At 50.9% G+C, this 16,556-nt stretch carries 15 protein-coding genes; 5 read left to right on the top strand and 10 right to left on the bottom strand.

Translation table 11 applies throughout. The features are described from left to right. The first annotated feature begins 269 nt into the window (after window positions 1-269). A complete protein-coding gene (locus A9165_RS13375) occupies window positions 270-701 on the top strand; it encodes an HPP family protein (RefSeq protein ID WP_065956261.1) in 432 nt (143 codons plus the stop codon). Between the two features lie 74 nt (window positions 702-775). Here A9165_RS13375 and A9165_RS13370 read toward each other — a convergent pair whose 3' ends face one another. Continuing rightward, window positions 776-2,932 carry a S46 family peptidase gene (locus A9165_RS13370; RefSeq protein ID WP_065956260.1) on the bottom strand — a complete coding sequence of 719 codons (2,157 nt, stop codon included), beginning with the start codon at window positions 2,930-2,932 and terminating at the stop codon, window positions 776-778. Window positions 2,933-3,212: 280 nt separating this feature from the next. Here A9165_RS13370 and A9165_RS13365 point away from each other — a divergent pair, with 280 nt between their 5' ends. From A9165_RS13365 to A9165_RS13355, 3 genes are read left to right on the top strand one after another with little or no spacing between them, the layout of a single operon-like run. Further along, window positions 3,213-4,367, top strand: coding sequence for a porin (locus tag A9165_RS13365; protein ID WP_065956259.1), 1,155 nt, complete (start codon window positions 3,213-3,215; stop codon window positions 4,365-4,367). Between the two features lie 9 nt (window positions 4,368-4,376). Further along, entirely contained in the window at window positions 4,377-4,772 is a 396-nt protein-coding gene (locus tag A9165_RS13360) for a substrate-binding domain-containing protein (protein ID WP_065956258.1), read from the top strand. A gap of 44 nt (window positions 4,773-4,816) precedes the next feature. After that, entirely contained in the window at window positions 4,817-6,427 is a 1,611-nt protein-coding gene (locus A9165_RS13355) for a methyl-accepting chemotaxis protein (RefSeq protein ID WP_065956257.1), read from the top strand. 8 nt (window positions 6,428-6,435) lie between these two features. Here A9165_RS13355 and A9165_RS13350 read toward each other — a convergent pair whose 3' ends face one another. From A9165_RS13350 to hisG, 9 genes are all read right to left on the bottom strand, one after another. Beyond that, a complete protein-coding gene (locus tag A9165_RS13350; RefSeq protein WP_065956256.1) occupies window positions 6,436-8,130 on the bottom strand; it encodes a PocR ligand-binding domain-containing protein in 1,695 nt (564 codons plus the stop codon). A 162-nt stretch (window positions 8,131-8,292) separates the two neighbouring features. Continuing rightward, window positions 8,293-8,907, bottom strand: coding sequence for a bifunctional phosphoribosyl-AMP cyclohydrolase/phosphoribosyl-ATP diphosphatase HisIE (hisIE, locus tag A9165_RS13345; protein ID WP_065956255.1), 615 nt, complete (start codon window positions 8,905-8,907; stop codon window positions 8,293-8,295). Window positions 8,908-9,207: 300 nt separating this feature from the next. Next, complete coding sequence (gene hisF / locus A9165_RS13340) at window positions 9,208-9,981, bottom strand: imidazole glycerol phosphate synthase subunit HisF (RefSeq protein WP_008951516.1); 774 nt, start codon at window positions 9,979-9,981, stop codon at window positions 9,208-9,210. Then, window positions 9,963-10,700, bottom strand: a complete 738-nt coding sequence (gene hisA, locus A9165_RS13335; protein ID WP_065956262.1) for a 1-(5-phosphoribosyl)-5-[(5-phosphoribosylamino)methylideneamino]imidazole-4-carboxamide isomerase — start codon at window positions 10,698-10,700, stop codon at window positions 9,963-9,965. Before hisA ends, hisF begins: the two co-directional genes overlap by 19 nt. Next, window positions 10,697-11,293, bottom strand: a complete 597-nt coding sequence (gene hisH, locus A9165_RS13330) for an imidazole glycerol phosphate synthase subunit HisH (RefSeq protein WP_008951518.1) — start codon at window positions 11,291-11,293, stop codon at window positions 10,697-10,699. The genes hisA and hisH overlap by 4 nt, the downstream gene beginning before the upstream one ends. Then, window positions 11,293-12,363: a bifunctional histidinol-phosphatase/imidazoleglycerol-phosphate dehydratase HisB gene (hisB, locus tag A9165_RS13325; RefSeq protein ID WP_065956254.1), complete on the bottom strand. Its 1,071-nt coding sequence runs from the start codon at window positions 12,361-12,363 to the stop codon at window positions 11,293-11,295. Before hisB ends, hisH begins: the two co-directional genes overlap by 1 nt. After that, on the bottom strand, window positions 12,360-13,487 hold the full coding sequence (hisC, locus tag A9165_RS13320; RefSeq protein ID WP_065956253.1) for a histidinol-phosphate transaminase: 1,128 nt from the start codon (window positions 13,485-13,487) through the stop codon (window positions 12,360-12,362). The genes hisB and hisC overlap by 4 nt, the downstream gene beginning before the upstream one ends. A gap of 14 nt (window positions 13,488-13,501) precedes the next feature. Further along, on the bottom strand, window positions 13,502-14,827 hold the full coding sequence (gene hisD, locus A9165_RS13315) for a histidinol dehydrogenase (RefSeq protein WP_065956252.1): 1,326 nt from the start codon (window positions 14,825-14,827) through the stop codon (window positions 13,502-13,504). A 4-nt stretch (window positions 14,828-14,831) separates the two neighbouring features. Further along, window positions 14,832-15,740 carry an ATP phosphoribosyltransferase gene (hisG, locus tag A9165_RS13310; RefSeq protein ID WP_008607636.1) on the bottom strand — a complete coding sequence of 303 codons (909 nt, stop codon included), beginning with the start codon at window positions 15,738-15,740 and terminating at the stop codon, window positions 14,832-14,834. A 487-nt stretch (window positions 15,741-16,227) separates the two neighbouring features. Here hisG and A9165_RS13305 point away from each other — a divergent pair, with 487 nt between their 5' ends. Then, a complete protein-coding gene (locus tag A9165_RS13305) occupies window positions 16,228-16,473 on the top strand; it encodes a hypothetical protein (protein WP_008951523.1) in 246 nt (81 codons plus the stop codon). The last annotated feature ends 83 nt before the right edge of the window (window positions 16,474-16,556 follow it).

Below are 16,556 nucleotides of genomic sequence, written 5' to 3'. Positions count from 1 at the left end.
GCAATTTGTGGGGATCCCTCAGATCGCGGGCAATCAACTCAGCGGCTTTATCCAAAAACAATTGTTCACGGGCGGCGCGCTGGCGTTCTTTACGTTCGTTTACCGTCATAGGATCTGTAGCTCTTATAAATAGGTTCGAATTATGAACCTGATTCAAAAAATGAGCAAGGCTCAAATTATCTACCGCGTAAAAAGTTGATCCAGCTTGCTACCCAGAGCTGAAAAATTCGCTATAACTAGCAATAAGACACTTAACTCAAGGAGCAGTAATGACTATTAACACTGTCGCCGAACTGATGACGCCCGATCCGTTATCGGTAAAACGGGATGCCACCCTAAAAGACGCGCATGATTTGATGCGGGAGAAAAATATTCGCCATATCCCGGTGATTGATAGCAATGGTGAATTAATTGGTATGTTGACACAAAAAGTCATGATTGCCGCAGTGATGAGCTTGCTGGCTAAGTTCGGCGCCACTGCGCTGGAGCGCAAGGAGAGGCAGCAATTAGTAGCAGAATTAATGCTTACTGATTTTGCTACCGTTACCCCGGAGCAAAGTCTGCAGCAGGTGGCCAGTTTCTTCGTACAAAACCGCCATGGTTGCTTGCCGGTGGTGAACAGTCATAACAAATTGCTGGGCATTTTGACCTCATCGGATTTTGTGCGCCTGGCCGCAGAATTGCTGGAACAACGGGGATAAAAAAACCTCTGCCGGGGCAGAGGTTTTACTGTTAAGTTAGCGCAGCAGGCTTAGCCTGGGCGGTGAGTGTTTGCTTATAGTACACCCATTTCCTGCAGCAAATTGTCGGCTTTGTCGACGATTTGCATCTGCCACAACATAAAGCGCAGATCGACCTGGATTGAACGGGTATTTGCCGGGTTGAAATCCCAATCTGAGATAATCGAATCCAGGGTACCATCAAAGGCTAAGCCAACAAATTCACCCTTGCTATTCAGGATCGCCGAGCCGCTGTTACCACCGGTAATATCCAAAGTAGCCAGATAGTTTACTGGTACCGAGTTCAGGCTGTCTTTGCCGTAAGCACCATAGTTTTTCGCTTTGATCGCATCCAGCTGATTCTGTGGCGCATTAAACTCGCCCTCGCCGGTGGCTTTGGCGGTGATACCACGCAAAGTGGTAAAGGCGGTCCAGGCATTACCATCTTCGTTACCATGACCACGGCCCTTAACATTACCAAAGGTCACCCGCAGGGTGCTGTTGGCATCCGGATAAACGGCTTTGCCCTGCGATTGCATAAAGGCAATTTTTGCACGCATATAGCTGGCGTATGCTTGCTGGATCTTACCGGCTAGCTCTTCCTGCTCGGCTTCACGTTTCAGATCCGCTTTATACAAGGCCACGGCAGCTTTAACAAAAGGATCCTGTTTGCCAGCAAAGTCCAGTGGGCTGGCGCTTAACAGTGCCAGTCGCTCAGCCTGTTCGGTCAGCTTAGTATTGGCATACCAGCTGTCGATCAGCGCAATTAAGGCAGCTTCTGACATATTGTCCTGAATACCCATAGCTTTATCAAAGTCAGCATTACGCTGCTTTTTCGGCTGGGCGGCATATTTTTTCAGGTTATGCAGATCCAGGGCTTTTTCAACCTTAACGTCAAAGGTTCTGTCCATACCGGCCATAAAAGCCTGGAAGCGCGGCAGATCGCGTTGTTGGAAGCCTGCTTTACGTTCTGCGTCTGGTTTAGTGCTCTCATTAGCCAGCCGGTAAAGGCTGCGGGCTGTGCCCAGCAAACGTGGCGTGGCATTAGCCAGTAAGAAATTACTGCGGCCTTCCGTTTGCTGTTGCTCTAACAGCTTTTCGATGGCGGCTAAATCTTTGGCATAGGCTTGCTTGTTGGCACGATCACCGTTGACCCAGTTTTTTAGCGCCTGATGTTCGGCCTGCTTACGCTGTAAAAAGTCGCTTTGTGCATAGCTATCCAGCATACCCTGGCGATTTTTCAGCACGTTATTTAAACCAGCGACCCGACTGGCATATTTCAGCGCCGCATCGCGATCATTGGCGGTTTCACGGCCGATAATCTCTAACAACTCACCCAGATACTGCACCGTAGTGGGGTAGCTCCAGTCAAAGGTGTCGGCAACTTCTGACGGTAAGCGGTGGCGGTTGGTGCGGCCGGGATAGCCCAGTGCCATCACAAAATCGCCTTCTTTTAAGCCGTCTTTAGCCAGTTTCAGGTGGAAGTCTGGGGTGTAAGGTACGTTATCTTTATGGAAGTCGGCAGACTTGCCATCCGGACTGACATAGGCGCGCAGGAAGCTATAATCGCCGGTATGGCGTGGCCACATCCAGTTATCGGTATCGCCACCGAATTTACCGACGCCTTCAGCCGGGGCATGCACCAGACGGACATCTTTAATTTCCAGCTGTTTAATCAGGTAGTATTCCAGCGAGCCATAAAACGCTGCCACGGTGCAGCGGTGACCGGCATCTTGCTCACAGTCAGCAACGATGGCTTTCTGATTCGCCTCAATCGCATCCAACCGCTTTTTACCGGTTAATTTTGCGGTCTTGGCATCGATAACGCGCTCAGTCACCTTGTCTACGGCCTTGGTGACAAAGATCCGGCTACCTGGTGCCGCTGGCACTTCGTCGGCCAGGGTTTTGGCTAAAAAGCCATTTTTCAGCAGGTCATTTTCAGCGGTGGAATTATGCGCAATGCTGTTATAAACACAGTGGTGGTTAGTGGCAACTAAACCCTGTGGTGAGACAAAAGAGGCTGAGCAACCGCCCAGACTGACGATGGCAGCCATTGGGAATTCGGTTAGTTTGGTCAGGTTAGCCGGATCCAGTTCCAGACCAGCCGCTTTTAATTGGCCGGCAATTTCTGGCAATTGTTGTGGCATCCACATGCCTTCATCAGCAAAGGCCAGGCTGCTGGTCATTGCCAGTAACAGTAAGGTTTTTTTCATAGAATTATTCTTTATGGTTATGAGGAAAAAGCACGCCATCTTCCGCTCTGCCAGCGCGCCTTGTCAAGGGACAGACATTTTCTGTTACAAAATGTCTGCTGAACCGGAATGTCGAACATTAGATTGGCTTGATATATGATAACTTTCGGTGCAAAAAATCCGTCATTATTTTCGCTGGCCTGCGGTTTTCAGCTACACTAGAAAAAGTAAATAAAAGACAAGTGCTTAGTTTTTTATTTCGGTACTTTCGATTGTATTAGCCCCGTTATATGAGGTCTTTATGAAAAAAACCGCTGTTGCGCTCGCGATTCTGACCGCCAGTGTTGCTGCCCCGGTGTGGGCAGACGTTACCATCAATGGCTTTGCGTCAATCAAAGCCGGGATGACTACCGGTAGTGATGAATCTTTATATGGTTATGATAAAGATATTGATTTTAAAAATGAAAGTTTATTCGCATTACAGATAAAGTCAGATCTGGGCGAGAAATTATCGATAACGGGGCAGCTGGTTGGCCGTGGTAGCAAAGACTTTGATGTTGGCTTTGAGTGGGCGTTTTTGACCTATCAGCTGGCGGATAATATGCATATTAATGCCGGCCGTTTACGTACACCGTTTTTTAAATTCTCTGATTTTAAAGATGTCGGTTATGCCTACGACTGGTTGCGGGTGCCGCAGGGCGTTTACGGGCTGGGTTTTGACAATATCGAAGGGATTTCATTTTATCGTACTGCACAGCTTGGTAGTGTTGAGTCAACGTTACAGGTAGTAGCGGGTGGTTATGATGGTAAGGCGACCATCAGTGGCGTAGAGGTCGATGCCGAAATAAAAAATATTCTCGGTTTAAGCTGGGAATTGACGCAGGGTAATCTGAGTGGCCGGGCGGCTTATTTAGTCGGTAAAGTGACGGTTGCAGCCGAACAAGTGAGTTTGGCGCCGAATTTTACCATTGGTAATCTGTTTACTACGCTCAACAGTATTGGCCGCAACGATATTGTAAAAAGTGTGGATATTGAGCGGGAAGATGGCAGCTTTCTGGGACTGGGACTGACCTATGATGACGGCGACTGGATCCTGGTCAGTGAATATACCAAGGTTAAGGTGAAAGATACCTTTATTGCCGATCAGAATAATTACTATGTCTCGGTGGGGAAGCGCTTTAATAGTTTCACTCCGTACCTCTCGTATGAAGTTGAAGATAACAACAGCCGCGATCAGATTTATCTGCCTTACCAAGGTGTTTTGCCGCCTCAGTTATTGGTACCGCTGCAAGGATTAGTGCGTACGCAGGAGCGCGACGCCAAGACCTGGAATCTGGGGTTGCGCTATGATTTCCATCCGGCGGCAGCCTTCAAAGCACAGTACTCTTCTGAGAAAAATGACACTACGGGTCAGCGCGCCGGTGTAGTGGCTGTTGGTGTTGATTTAGTGTTTTAAGAGGTTGTTATGATTAAAAAACTGATAATAATTGCCGCAACAGTCTTTGCTTTGCCGGCACTGGCGCAAATCGCGGTGATCGTGCATCCATCTAATAGCGCCAATCTGACCAATGAAGAGTTAGTGCGGATTTACACCGGACGCTCCAATGCCTTTAATGCCGTTAATCTGGCGGAGACTGTGCCACTTCGGGCTCAGTTCGACGAAAAGGGCGTGGGCCGTACCTCGGCGCAGTTAAAAGCGCACTGGTCTAAGTTGGTTTTTACCGGCAAGGGTACACCGCCGACAGAGCTGGCGAGTGAGCAGGAGGTGCTTAATTTTGTTGCCAGTAATCCGCAGGCTATTGGCTATATCAGTGCCGCCAGTGTATCTGATACAGTAAAAGTTGCGCTAACCATCAACTAACTGATCGTCCGGCGCCATTGGCGCCGGACTAAAGAGTCGTACCGATGAAGAATTTATCCATAGTGGCAAAAATCTGGCTGGTAATAGGGTTGGCAGTGATCGCCTTTTCGACAGTTGTAGCGGTCAGTTTGTTTTTTACCAGCAAAAATAATGCAACGACCCACAATATGCGTGACTTTATGTATGAGACCGCCAAACTATCTTCGCAGGCTCGTACCAGTTTTGTCTCATTGGATGAGTTTTTTACCCAGGCCGTGACGCTGTCTGATCCGGATTTGTTAGCCACTGCCAAACAAAATCAGCAAAGGATCAGCGATATGCTGACCCGGTTACAAAACCTGAACCCAGAGCGCAGCACGACATTACAGCAGCTGCAACAGGAAGCCCAAAGCTACGCCGAATTATCTTCGGCGATTGCGCAACAATTTATTGATGGTGACGCCGATTTTGAGCAGATCCAGCAGCAGGTCAGTCGCAAAACTGCACTGTATGAAAAAGTCTATGCCGAGTTAACACAATTTGAGCAGCAGTCCGATCAGCGTTTTGCGCAAGCTATTGATGCGGTGTCAGATAATTCCGAGCGAGCTCTGACCGTGATTTTATTGCTTGGCGGGGTTTTACTGGTAACCACGGCTGGCCTCGGGCACTTTATCGCCAACCGCATTAGCCAGTCAGCGAAAACCTTAGGCAGCTCATTAGCAGAATTGGCCAGTGGCAAGGGCAATTTAGCCAGCCGTTTGCCGGTGCAGGGCGATGACGAGCTGGCAGTGGTAGCGCGGGAGTTTAATATTTTTATCAAGATGCTGCAGTCGTCTTTTAATGAGCTGGCACAGGCAATCGATCCTCTGACGCAGAGCTCTGATCATTTATCGACTGGCATGAAGGCATTAGAAGGACGAACCTCGGAGCAGAGTGCTGATTCGGAAACCGTAAGTCAGAGTATGGCCGAACTGCAATTGTCGGTGAAGGATATCAGTCAATCAGCCAATGAGGCGGCTAACTCGGCCGAAAAAGCCAGTCAGTTGGCGAAACAGGGTTTTGATAAAACCAGTAATGCGGTCAATTTTTCCCGTGGTTTATCCAGTGAGATTACTCAGGCGCAGAGTGTAATTACTGAACTGGCGGAAAAAACCAAAAATGTGACACAGATCCTCAGTAGTATTAATGCCATAGCGGACCAAACCAACCTGCTGGCATTGAACGCAGCCATTGAGGCGGCACGAGCCGGTGAACATGGACGTGGATTTTCGGTGGTTGCTGATGAAGTTCGCAATCTGTCGGGTAAAACGGCACAGTCAGTGGTTGAAGTACAGCAGGTAGTCGGCGAACTGACACAAAATGTCAGTAAAGCGGTAAGTATTATGCAGCAAGCGGTAAAGAATGCCGCTCACTCGGCTGAGTTGGCGTCAGATGCAGGCAGCTCTATTGAGCAGATCAGCGGTGAAGTGCAGCAAATCAGTTTACTTAACGCGCAGATCGCTGCAGCCACCGAAGAGCAAACCATGGTTGCGGAGCAAATTGTCGCTAATACTGCGAAGATGCTCAGTTCCTTCAGTAGCTCGAAAGCCATTCAACAGGATGTGCATGGTATCGCTGCTGAGTTGCAGGCACTGGCGCAGTCATTGCAAACCATAAGCAGCAAATTTGAGACCTAGATGGTGCTCTAGCCACTATACCAGCAAAGCTGCTGCCCGCTTTGCTGCTTAGCCTGGTACATGGCGTTGTCGGCCCGGCGCAGGATTTCGTCAGCGAAATCCTGCTCACCGTGAAACAACACCATGCCGATACTGCAGGTACATTGGTAACAAGTATTACTTTGGTCGGTCAGGGTGAAGGGTAATGCCAGTTGCTCAGTAATTTTTTCTGCCAGTTGCTGTGCCTGTTCTCTTGCTTCTGCAAATTCAGCGAGTAATTCCGGCAATAAAACAATAAATTCATCGCCACCCAGGCGGGCCACGGTATCGGTTTGCCTAACCAGGCTTTGTAACCTTATGCCAAATGCCCGCAACAGCAGATCACCGGTTTTATGGCCGTAGAGATCGTTCACCGGTTTAAAATTATTCAGATCCAGAAACATCAGGGCGCCATAACGGTTGCTGCGTTTACTTAACGCTAACGCCTGCTGCATCCGTTCATCCAATAGCCGGCGATTCGCCAGCCCCGTCAACTCATCATAAAACGCCATACGGCGGATCTTTTCTGCCAGCAAAGAGCGGCTGATCGCCAGCTCTGCCAGATTGCTAAAGGCTTGCATCTTTTGGGTGAATTCCGCATCGGGTCTGGCGACCTGGCGTTGATAAATACCGAAGGTACCCAGTACCCGGCCATGGGCAGTTTTTATTGGAATTGACCAGCAGGAGCGCACATCAGCCAGCGCGACCAGCTGTTGGTACTGTTGCCAGTTAGGATGAGTTAGCAGATCCTCCGCGATCAGCATTTCGCCATTATAAGCCGCGGCGCCGCATGAGCCGGCAAAGGGGCCGGGCTTTAACCCGTCTACCGCCTGATTGTAGGCCTCAGGTAACGAAGGTGCAGCGCCGTGCCGTAACACTCCGGTTTGTTGATCAAGCAGCAGGATAGAGCACAACAGCTGTGGATACTGCTGCTCAATTTGTAGCACTAACTCTTGCAGTACCTGCTGTAGCGGATCGCCCTGACTAATCATGCTCAGGATTTGATTCTGCATTTGCAGCTCAAGGGTACGGCGTTTAACCTGTTGTTCAACCTGATCCAGCAGTTGCTGGCTGAGAAACTGGTTATAACTGAGCTCGGAAATTTGCTCGGCCATTGAACTGATCAAAGCCAGCATCGGTGGGATCTTGTCGGCCGGAATTATCGGCAGCTGCGTAATCGCAGCCAGATAGCTGTCTTCATCAAACTGGTTTGCTTTAGCCTGTTGTCGGAAATAGGTTAGATCGGGTGCTTCCTGAAAAAACTGACCAATAAAAATATTCGCCAGATAGCGGCCATTTACCCGCACCGGTGCGGCACAATCGGTCAGGCCGTTATGACAGCGGTAGATTGCTTGTTTTTGTTCGGTTAGTAGTTGCGTCGCCAGCTGGGTATCGCTTTGTAAACAGCCTTTTAGGGTCTCAGGTTGTTGCCGGTGAAAATGCAGGCAGGCTTGCTGCCAGTTTGACGAGGCCAGTACCTTACCCTGTAAATCAATCAGCGCTATGGTCACGCCCAGCGCCTGCTGGAAATTCTGGAACACGGTATGTAAACGATGTAAATCCAGCGTTTTTTCTAACGATAAGCCGGATACTTCTGGTTGACCAGGTAAGGAGAGATTCCATTTTATAATCAGCGGATCGGTAATGGGGCTATCAGAACCGCTGCTATGGTCAGCATTTGCCATTTCAGGAGTTACCTGTTGCCTAAGCTATGCTGTTGCACCTTGTCGGCAGCATGTAACTGCCGACAATGGACTACAGTGTATAAGGTATAGCACAAACTGGTTAGTTTGCCGGAAAAACAGCTGATTTTTCTACGCTGCCTGGGATTGCTGTTGGCCGACATCTTAGCGATGCCGTTGTTTTAAAATCGCAATCACATCGGCCAGCTCCAGCTGTTGGCTGCGTAGCAGTACCAGCAGGTGGAACAGCAGATCAGCGGCTTCGTTTTTCAGCTCTTCGCGATCACCAGCCATCGCTGCAAGTGCCGATTCGACGCCTTCTTCACCGACTTTTTGCGCGATGCGTTTCACGCCTTTGGCAAATAAACTGGCGGTATAGCTGCTTTTCGGATCAGCACCCTCACGGCTTTTAATCACTTGTTCTAAGTCATATAAAAACGCCAGCTGTGGGCTATTGGCATCAGTATCATGCCAGCAGGTTTCGGTGCCAACGTGGCAGGTTGGCCCTTGCGGCAGCGCCAGTACTAACAGGCTGTCACTGTCACAATCGCTGTCGATGCTGACCAGCTGCAGGGTGTGACCCGAGCTCTCGCCCTTGGTCCACAGTCGCTGCTTGCTGCGGCTAAAGAAGGTGACATTGCCGCTTTGCAGCGTATGCTGCAGCGCATCCGGATTCATATAGCCTTGCATTAGCACCTTGCCGGAGATGGCATGTTGCACTATCGCCGGTAACAGTTGGCTATCGGGCCAGTTAAGCTGGCTGATTTGTTGTTGATTCATTTTTCCGTCTCGAGAAGCTTGTTGGGTGTTGGCTTCGCACTGACACTACACGCAAAGACGCCGTGAATACATCCTTGTAGGCTCCTGTCCGGCATCCATGCCGGACACGCTTTGCTTAGCAGTGTCAGTACTTTGCTTGCGACATCTGTGTTTACACCTTAAAAAGCAAACGCGGATGTACTTTTTTCTGTGACCGTTGGAGGCCATGGATGGCCGGAATCGAGCCCCATGGATGGTTCATGGCGTGTCACAGAAAAAATGTACGCAGTGTTTGCGTGTTCGAAGCACATGACTTTACTACTAAGGCCGAATACTAATCCCATCCGCAATTAACTTCGCTTTTAGCTCGCTGATCTGAATAATGCCTTTATGAAACACACTGGCCGCCAGGGCGCCATCGACATCTGCGGTGCTAAACACCTCGGTAAAATGCTGCATAGTACCGGCGCCACCACTGGCAATCAGCGGTACCCGGCAGATATCGCGGATACTTTTTAGCTGTGCTAAATCATAACCTTGGCGCACGCCGTCCTGGTTCATACAGTTCAGCACAATTTCACCGGCACCTAAACGCTGTACCTCGGCGACCCAATCACGGGTCAGCCACTGAGTTTTTTGGGTGCGGCTCTCATCACCAGTAAACTGATACACCTGATACTGGCCGGAGGCGACATCAAAAAAGCTGTCGATACCGACCACCACGCATTGCTGGCCAAAGGTCGCATTCAGCTCGGCAATCAGCTGTGGGTTGGCCAGGGCCGGGCTATTAATCGACACCTTATCGGCGCCCATTTCCAGAATTTTGCCGGCATCGGCAACCGACTTAATACCGCCTGCGACGCAAAACGGGATATCAATGACCTCGGCTATGCGCCGGACCCAGCTTTTATCGACCACCCGGCCATCACTGGAGGCGGTAATATCATAAAACACCAGCTCATCGGCACCGGCTTCGGCATAGCGCTGCGCCAGCGGCACGATATCGCCGATAATTTCATGGTTACGAAATTGTACGCCTTTGACCACCTTGCCATCGCGCACATCTAAACAGGGAATTAACCGTTTTGCCAGCATGCGATCGCCTCCTCAAGCGTAAATTTACCTTCCAACAGCGAGCGGCCTAAAATCACGCCGGCCACACCGGAGCCAATCAGCGCCTGGATATCACTAAGCGCGCCAATACCGCCTGATGCCTGCCAGGCCAGTTGCGGGTACTTGCTGCACAGCTCACGATACAAGGCGACATTAGAGCCACTTAAGGTACCGTCTTTGCTAATATCGGTGCACAGCACATGTTTAGCGCCGGCCGCGATATAGCCATCTAATACCTGTTCCAGGGTGACACCGGACTCTTCAATCCAGCCATGGCTGGGCAGGGTTTTTTCGCCTTTGGCATTAATGGCGACATCCAGCGCCAGCACGATCCGTTCACCGCCGTAGGTTTTGATCCAGCTTTGCACCAGTGCCGGTTCACGAATGGCTAAGCTACCAATCACGACGCGGCTGGCACCGGCAGCCAGTAAGTCTTTTACGTCCTGCTCAGTACGCACACCGCCGCCGACCTGAATTTGCAGCGGCGAGTCGCTCATCAATTCAGTTAACAAGCCAAGCTGACGTTTGCTGGCATCTTTGGCACCGGATAGATCCACTATATGTAACAGCGGCGAGCCGGCTGCGGCGTAGCTGTCGCGCAGGCTAATGGGGCTAAATTCGTACTCAGTGGTTTTATCATAAGCGCCCTGATACAGGCGGACGACCTTGCCATCAATAAGATCTATTGCCGGAATAATCACAGCTGCCACTCCAAAAAGTTTTGTAATAAACGCGCCCCGACTTTGCCTGAACGCTCCGGGTGAAACTGGGCGCCGGCGACATTATCTTTACCAATTACCGCAGCAAAGTCAGAGCCATAGTGGCACTGTGCTAAGCTGTATTGGCTGGGAACCACCGCGAAGCTGTGCACAAAATACAGATAATCTTGCGCAGTAAAGCCCTTTAACAGCGGATGCTGGCTAATGCTATGCAAGGTATTCCAGCCCATATGCGGTAAGCGTAAACCGGCGGCGTTGAGCGGTGCCACTTCGCCCGGAATTAACCCCAAACAAGCCACATCGCCTTCCATACTATGGGCGGTCAGCATTTGCATGCCCAGACAAATACCCAGAACCGGCTGTTGTAGGCCTTGTAAGGTGCTGATTAAATCACGCTCAGCTAGATTATGCATCGCCGCTTTAGCGGTGCCGACGCCGGGTAAAATTACCCGTTTAGCTTGTTTGATGATTGCAGCGTCAGCGCTGATCACCGGCTCTACGCCTAACCGTTTTACCGCAAAATACACCGAGCTGATATTGGCACAGCCGGTGTCGACAATAACCAGCTTGGCCATTACAGCACTCCTTTTGAGCTTGGCAGTGCTTCACCGCTAACGGTAATGGCCTGACGCAGGGCGCGGCCAAAGGCTTTAAATAACCCTTCCACCATATGATGTTTATTGCCCGGGGTTATGCTCAGGTGCAGCGACATCGCCATCGCATCGCTCAGTGAGCGGAAAAAGTGCGGTACCATCTCAAGGTTCAAACCACCAACACTGCCTTCGCCCAGTTCGGCGTTAAAGACAAACAGCGGCCGGCCCGATAAATCCATTACGCATTCGGCCCGGCACTCGTCCATTGGCAGCACAAAGCCAAAACGGTTAATGCCACGCTTATTGCCCAGCGCTTGCTTTAATGCCTGACCCAGCGCCAGGGCGGTATCTTCCACGCTGTGGTGATCATCAATATGCAAATCGCCTTTTACCGCAACCTGCAACGAAAAGCCGCCATGAGTGGCAATTTGCTCCAGCATATGGTCAAAAAAGCCCACGCCGGTGTTAAAGCTGTTGTTGCCGCTGTTATCCAAATCAACCTTAACGTTGATATCGGTTTCGCGCGTTACCCGGCTTACCTCAGCTTTGCGGCCACGGCCTAAAATCTGTTTGGTAATGTCGGCCCAGCCCAAAGACTCGCGGTTATATTGAAAAGACGGTAGCCCCATATTTTCGGCCAGCTGCACATCGGTCAGCCGATCGCCAATAACGAAGGAATTGGTAAAGTCGATTTTGCCTTGCTGCAAGTAGTCTTTTACCAGGCCAAGTTTCGGCTTGCGGCAACTGCAGTTATCGCTGTCAAAGTGCGGGCAAATCAGCACATCGTCAAACTGGATCCCTTGCGAGGTTAACAGCTGCATCATCTTATTGTGCGGCGCATCGAAGGTGTCGCGCGGAAAGCTGCTGGTACCCAGACCATCCTGATTGGTCACCATCACCAGCCGATAACCGGCCGCCTGTAATTTTAACAAGGCCGGCACCAGACCTGGCTCATAAGCCAGTTTTTCCAGACTATCCAGTTGCTTATCAATTGGCGGCTCTTCCACCATGGTGCCATCGCGGTCGATAAATAAAATAGGTTGGCCACTCATGCGCTTACTCTCTTATTCACTGAAAAATAGTTAAGCATTGCCTGCTTAAGGCGCTGCATTTCATCCGGGTTGCCAATAGATACCCGCACCACCTGGCTTAAACCCAGCTGTGAGGATTGATTGCGGATCAGGATATCCTCGTTAATTAACGCGGCGACGCAGGCCGCGGCATCGGCTACCTGCAACAGCACATAGTTGGCATTGCTGGGCCAGACTTTTTGTACCCCCTCTAAGCCTTGGGCAAACTGGCAAAACTCCTGGCGCAGCTGAGTAATGGTCGCCACGCTTTGCTGCATTTGTGCAATACCTGCCGGTGCTAAAGCCTGAGCGGCGATTTGCGCAACCGGCTCGGCGATAGGATAAGGCGCGATCAGCTTTTTCAGGGCGTTAATTACCTCAGGGGCGGCCAGGGTAAAGCCACAGCGTAACCCGGCCAGGCCAAAGGCTTTGGACAGGGTACGCAGTATCACCAAATGCGGGTAACGGCTTAAGAGTGGCACCACAGACGCACTGGGCGCAAATTCAATATAGGCTTCATCGACGACAACCAGCGCCTTCCCCTGAAACTGTTCCAGCACAGCGATAATTTGCTCGCGCGGGATCAGGTCGCCGGTCGGGTTATTCGGGCTACAGATAAATACCAGCTTAGGCGTGGTGGCAAAGATACCGGCCAGATCCAGCTGCTCGTTATTAACCAGTAATACCTTGTTGACGGCGGTCTGGTTACTCTCGGCGCTGATGGCATACATGCCATAAGTGGGTGGACAAATGGTAATGCTATCTTGTTTGGGTTCACAAAAGCTGCGGATCAGCAGCTCAATACCTTCATCGGCACCCCGGCTGACCAGTACCTGCTCTGGCGCGACACCGGCATAGGCGGCATAGGCATCAATGACGGCTTTGGGCTGACAGGACGGATAACGGTTAAAAGTGCCATCCAGCTGATAGGCCGGAGCCAGCGCATTTTCATTGGCATTAAGCCAAACCGCACCGCCACTCATGCTGCTGCGGGCTGAGGCATAAGGCACTAAGTCCTGTACCAGTTTCCGGGCCAGATCGCTGACGCTGTTATTTTTGCTGTTTTTGCTATTGTTAGTGCTATTGATAGTATTTGCTGTGCTCATCATGCTGCTCTGCCTTAATTCTGTTCTTGTACTGCGCTTTCTAGGGCTGCTAAGCGCAGCCGCACGGCATTGGCGTGCGCTTCTAAGCTCTCTGCCTCGGCCAGCGTAACAATCGCCGGGCCAATATTGCGCATGCCGGTTGCCGACAAGCGCTGCACTGTGTAGCGGCGGAAAAAATCACTTAGCGACAAACTCGACACGGTACGGCTATAGCCATAGGTTGGCAGCACATGGTTGGTGCCGCTGGCATAGTCACCGGCCGACTCCGGCGTCCACTGACCAACAAAGATGCTGGCGGCGCTGGTAAATTGCGCGGTTAAGGCTTCGGCATTGGCGGTTTGCACAATTAAGTGCTCCGGCGCATAGGCATTGGTCACGGCCACTGCCGTGGCCTGATCCGGCGTTAAAATAGCGCGGCTGTGCGCCAGTGCCTTGGCGGCAATCTCTTTACGTGGTAAGGCCGCCAGCTGTGCTGAGAGCTGCAACTCAACCTGATCGATCAGGCTCTGGCTTTCGCTAACTAAAATGACCTGTGAATCCGGGCCATGTTCGGCCTGCGATAACAAGTCGGCGGCAATAAAGGCCGGATTGGCCAGCGCATCGGCCAGCACCAGCACTTCAGACGGGCCGGCAGGCATATCAATCATTGCACCACGCGGATCCTGACTTACCTGCTGCTTGGCTTCGGTGACATAACGATTACCGGGGCCATAGATTTTATCGACCTTGGCAATGGTCTCAGTGCCATAGGCCAGCGCGGCGATCGCCTGGGCGCCGCCAATAGTATAGATCTCGGTAATACCACAGAGGTTAGCGGCATAGATAATTTCTGGTGCGATATCCGTCGCGGCCGGTTTGCCCGGCGGAGTGACCAGCACCGCACGCGGGCAAGCCGCTAATTGTGCCGGTACACCAAGCATCAGTACCGTGGAAGGTAGCGGCGCGCTGCCGCCAGGAATATAGAGGCCAACACTTTGGATCGGCTGATTCTTTAGCTCACAAATCACGCCAGCGCTGGTTTCAACTTCGATATCGCGCGGCAGCTGGGCGGCGTGAAACTTGCGGATATTGTCGTAGGCCAGTTCAATCGCGGCTTTGCGCTCCTGACTTAGCAGACTTAACAGCCGTTGTTGTTCATCGAGACTGAGCTTAAGCGGGTTATTATCCAGTTTGTCAAAGCTGGCACTGAAAGCCCTTAAGGCGGCATCACCTTCGCTTTTTACCTTAGCAATAATCTCGCGCACCTGGGGTGCCAGGGTTGCGGCATCCGGCAGCGCCGGGCGGGCTAATGCCTGTTGCTGTGCAGAAGAGTCTAACGTGGCCCAATCGATACGCTGCATGATGTTACTCCATCATCTTCTCAATCGGCAGCACCAGAATAGAGCTGGCGCCAAGCGCTTTTAACTGCTCCATGGTTTCCCAGAACAGGGTTTCGCTACTGACCACGTGAATGGCGACCACATCGTTATTCCCCGCCAGCGGTAACAGTGTTGGGTTTTCGGCGCCAGGTAACAGTGCAATCACTTCATCTAAGCGGGAGCGTGGTGCGTGCAGCATAATGTACTTGCTTTCATTTGCCTGCATCACGCCCTGAATGCGTGGCATCAGTTTTCTAATCAGTTTTAGCTGACCGGCATCTGTCAGACCTTTGCGCTGAATCAATACCGCTTTGCTGCGGTAAATCACTTCGGCCTCTTTTAAACCATTGGCTTCCAGCGTGGCGCCGGTAGAGACCAGGTCACAGATCGCATCGGCCAGGCCAGCACGCGGTGCCACTTCTACTGAGCCGGTGAGCATCACGATGCGGGCATTGACGCCTTGTTGTTTTAAAAAGCGTGCCAGTAAGCGCGGGTAAGTAGTGGCAATCGTTTTGCCATCGAGGCTTTGTACACCCTGGTAGTTTTCCTCTTGCGGTACCGCAATTGATAAGCGGCAGCCGCCGAAATCCAGTCGCGCCAGCACCTCATAGTCGAAGTTTTCCTGATCTAACTGGCGCTGTAGTGATACTTCTTCCAGCACGTTTTCGCCGATAATGCCCAGATCACAGACGCCATCCATCACTAAACCCGGAATATCGTCATCCCGTACCCGCAGAATATCAATCGGCATATTTTCGACATGGGCAATTAGGCGCTGTTCACGTAGGTTAATTTTTAAGCCACAGCTACTAAGCAGTGCTTGCGAGTCCACGGACAGCCGCCCGGATTTTTGCATCGCGATACGTAAACGTTTACTTTCAATGGCCGGACTCATACGTCACTCCTGATAGTCGAAAAATAAAAAACCTGAAAACAAAAAACCCCGTGGCACTGGCCTGCGGGGTTTGATATGACAGTATCCACCGGAGGCCTTAGCAATAGCCCTCCGCCTAAGCCGGAAGGCTAGGTGCTATGATGATGGTGCAGTGATACAGTGAACAGTGTCATGGGTTAATCCTGTACGTTAGATGCTATACAAGTTACTCCTGGCAAGCCTTGGTTGCAACTATTATTTTCAGTGGCAAATACGGCAATGTTTTTTAATTTGTTTATTAATCAGTGCTTTGTATTTTTTCGGCTTGTTTCGCATTAAAGTTTATCAGTGTTTAAAGTTCAAGACTGGCAACTAATTGCCTGTTTTGTGGTCAGGTTGTATAGGCAATATTGCTGATTAAAGTTTAGGCTAATGCAGTCGATAACAGTATGGTATTGCAACTTAACGCTTTACGGCGGCCACGTTTTTAACACAGGCAGGAGGAATGATGGACGTTTTTATGCCCTTTATTCAACGCACCCCGGGAACCCCTGTCGAACAGGATCCACGGCAGGTGCTGCCTGTGTTTAAAGAAGCCCGGCTGGAGCCGCTAAAACGCAATGAGCAAAAGTTTTTAATTCTGCGCCGCTTTGCCAAAAAAGCGCAGTCAGATGACTTTCCGCCAGCACCCTACACCACGCCAGAGGAAGAGCAGCACGTCGATAAAGATGGCCATGTAGATATTTTTATCTGATTTTCGGCGCTGACAAGGCATAATAGCCGGCAATTGCTTTGTATTTTGCTTCTTTCTTCGTCTGGTTGAAGCCTTATTACTAT

Origin of the sequence: Alishewanella sp. HH-ZS, from assembly GCF_001704375.1 — a bacterium.
Taxonomy (GTDB): Bacteria; Pseudomonadota; Gammaproteobacteria; order Enterobacterales; family Alteromonadaceae; genus Alishewanella; species Alishewanella aestuarii.
The sequence above is the reverse complement of the archived record's forward strand: the minus strand, read 5'-3'. Positions and strand labels throughout refer to the sequence as shown.

Coding starts and splice junctions, on each gene's coding strand:
- A9165_RS13375 (WP_065956261.1), top strand. CDS start 270: ATGACTATTAACACTGTCGCCGAACTGATGACGCCCGATCCGTTATCG.
- A9165_RS13370 (WP_065956260.1), bottom strand. CDS start 2,932: ATGAAAAAAACCTTACTGTTACTGGCAATGACCAGCAGCCTGGCCTTT.
- A9165_RS13365 (WP_065956259.1), top strand. CDS start 3,213: ATGAAAAAAACCGCTGTTGCGCTCGCGATTCTGACCGCCAGTGTTGCT.
- A9165_RS13360 (WP_065956258.1), top strand. CDS start 4,377: ATGATTAAAAAACTGATAATAATTGCCGCAACAGTCTTTGCTTTGCCG.
- A9165_RS13355 (WP_065956257.1), top strand. CDS start 4,817: ATGAAGAATTTATCCATAGTGGCAAAAATCTGGCTGGTAATAGGGTTG.
- A9165_RS13350 (WP_065956256.1), bottom strand. CDS start 8,130: ATGGCAAATGCTGACCATAGCAGCGGTTCTGATAGCCCCATTACCGAT.
- hisIE (WP_065956255.1), bottom strand. CDS start 8,907: ATGAATCAACAACAAATCAGCCAGCTTAACTGGCCCGATAGCCAACTG.
- hisF (WP_008951516.1), bottom strand. CDS start 9,981: ATGCTGGCAAAACGGTTAATTCCCTGTTTAGATGTGCGCGATGGCAAG.
- hisH (WP_008951518.1), bottom strand. CDS start 11,293: ATGGCCAAGCTGGTTATTGTCGACACCGGCTGTGCCAATATCAGCTCG.
- hisB (WP_065956254.1), bottom strand. CDS start 12,363: ATGAGTGGCCAACCTATTTTATTTATCGACCGCGATGGCACCATGGTG.
- hisC (WP_065956253.1), bottom strand. CDS start 13,487: ATGAGCACAGCAAATACTATCAATAGCACTAACAATAGCAAAAACAGC.
- hisD (WP_065956252.1), bottom strand. CDS start 14,827: ATGCAGCGTATCGATTGGGCCACGTTAGACTCTTCTGCACAGCAACAG.
- hisG (WP_008607636.1), bottom strand. CDS start 15,740: ATGAGTCCGGCCATTGAAAGTAAACGTTTACGTATCGCGATGCAAAAA.
- A9165_RS13305 (WP_008951523.1), top strand. CDS start 16,228: ATGGACGTTTTTATGCCCTTTATTCAACGCACCCCGGGAACCCCTGTC.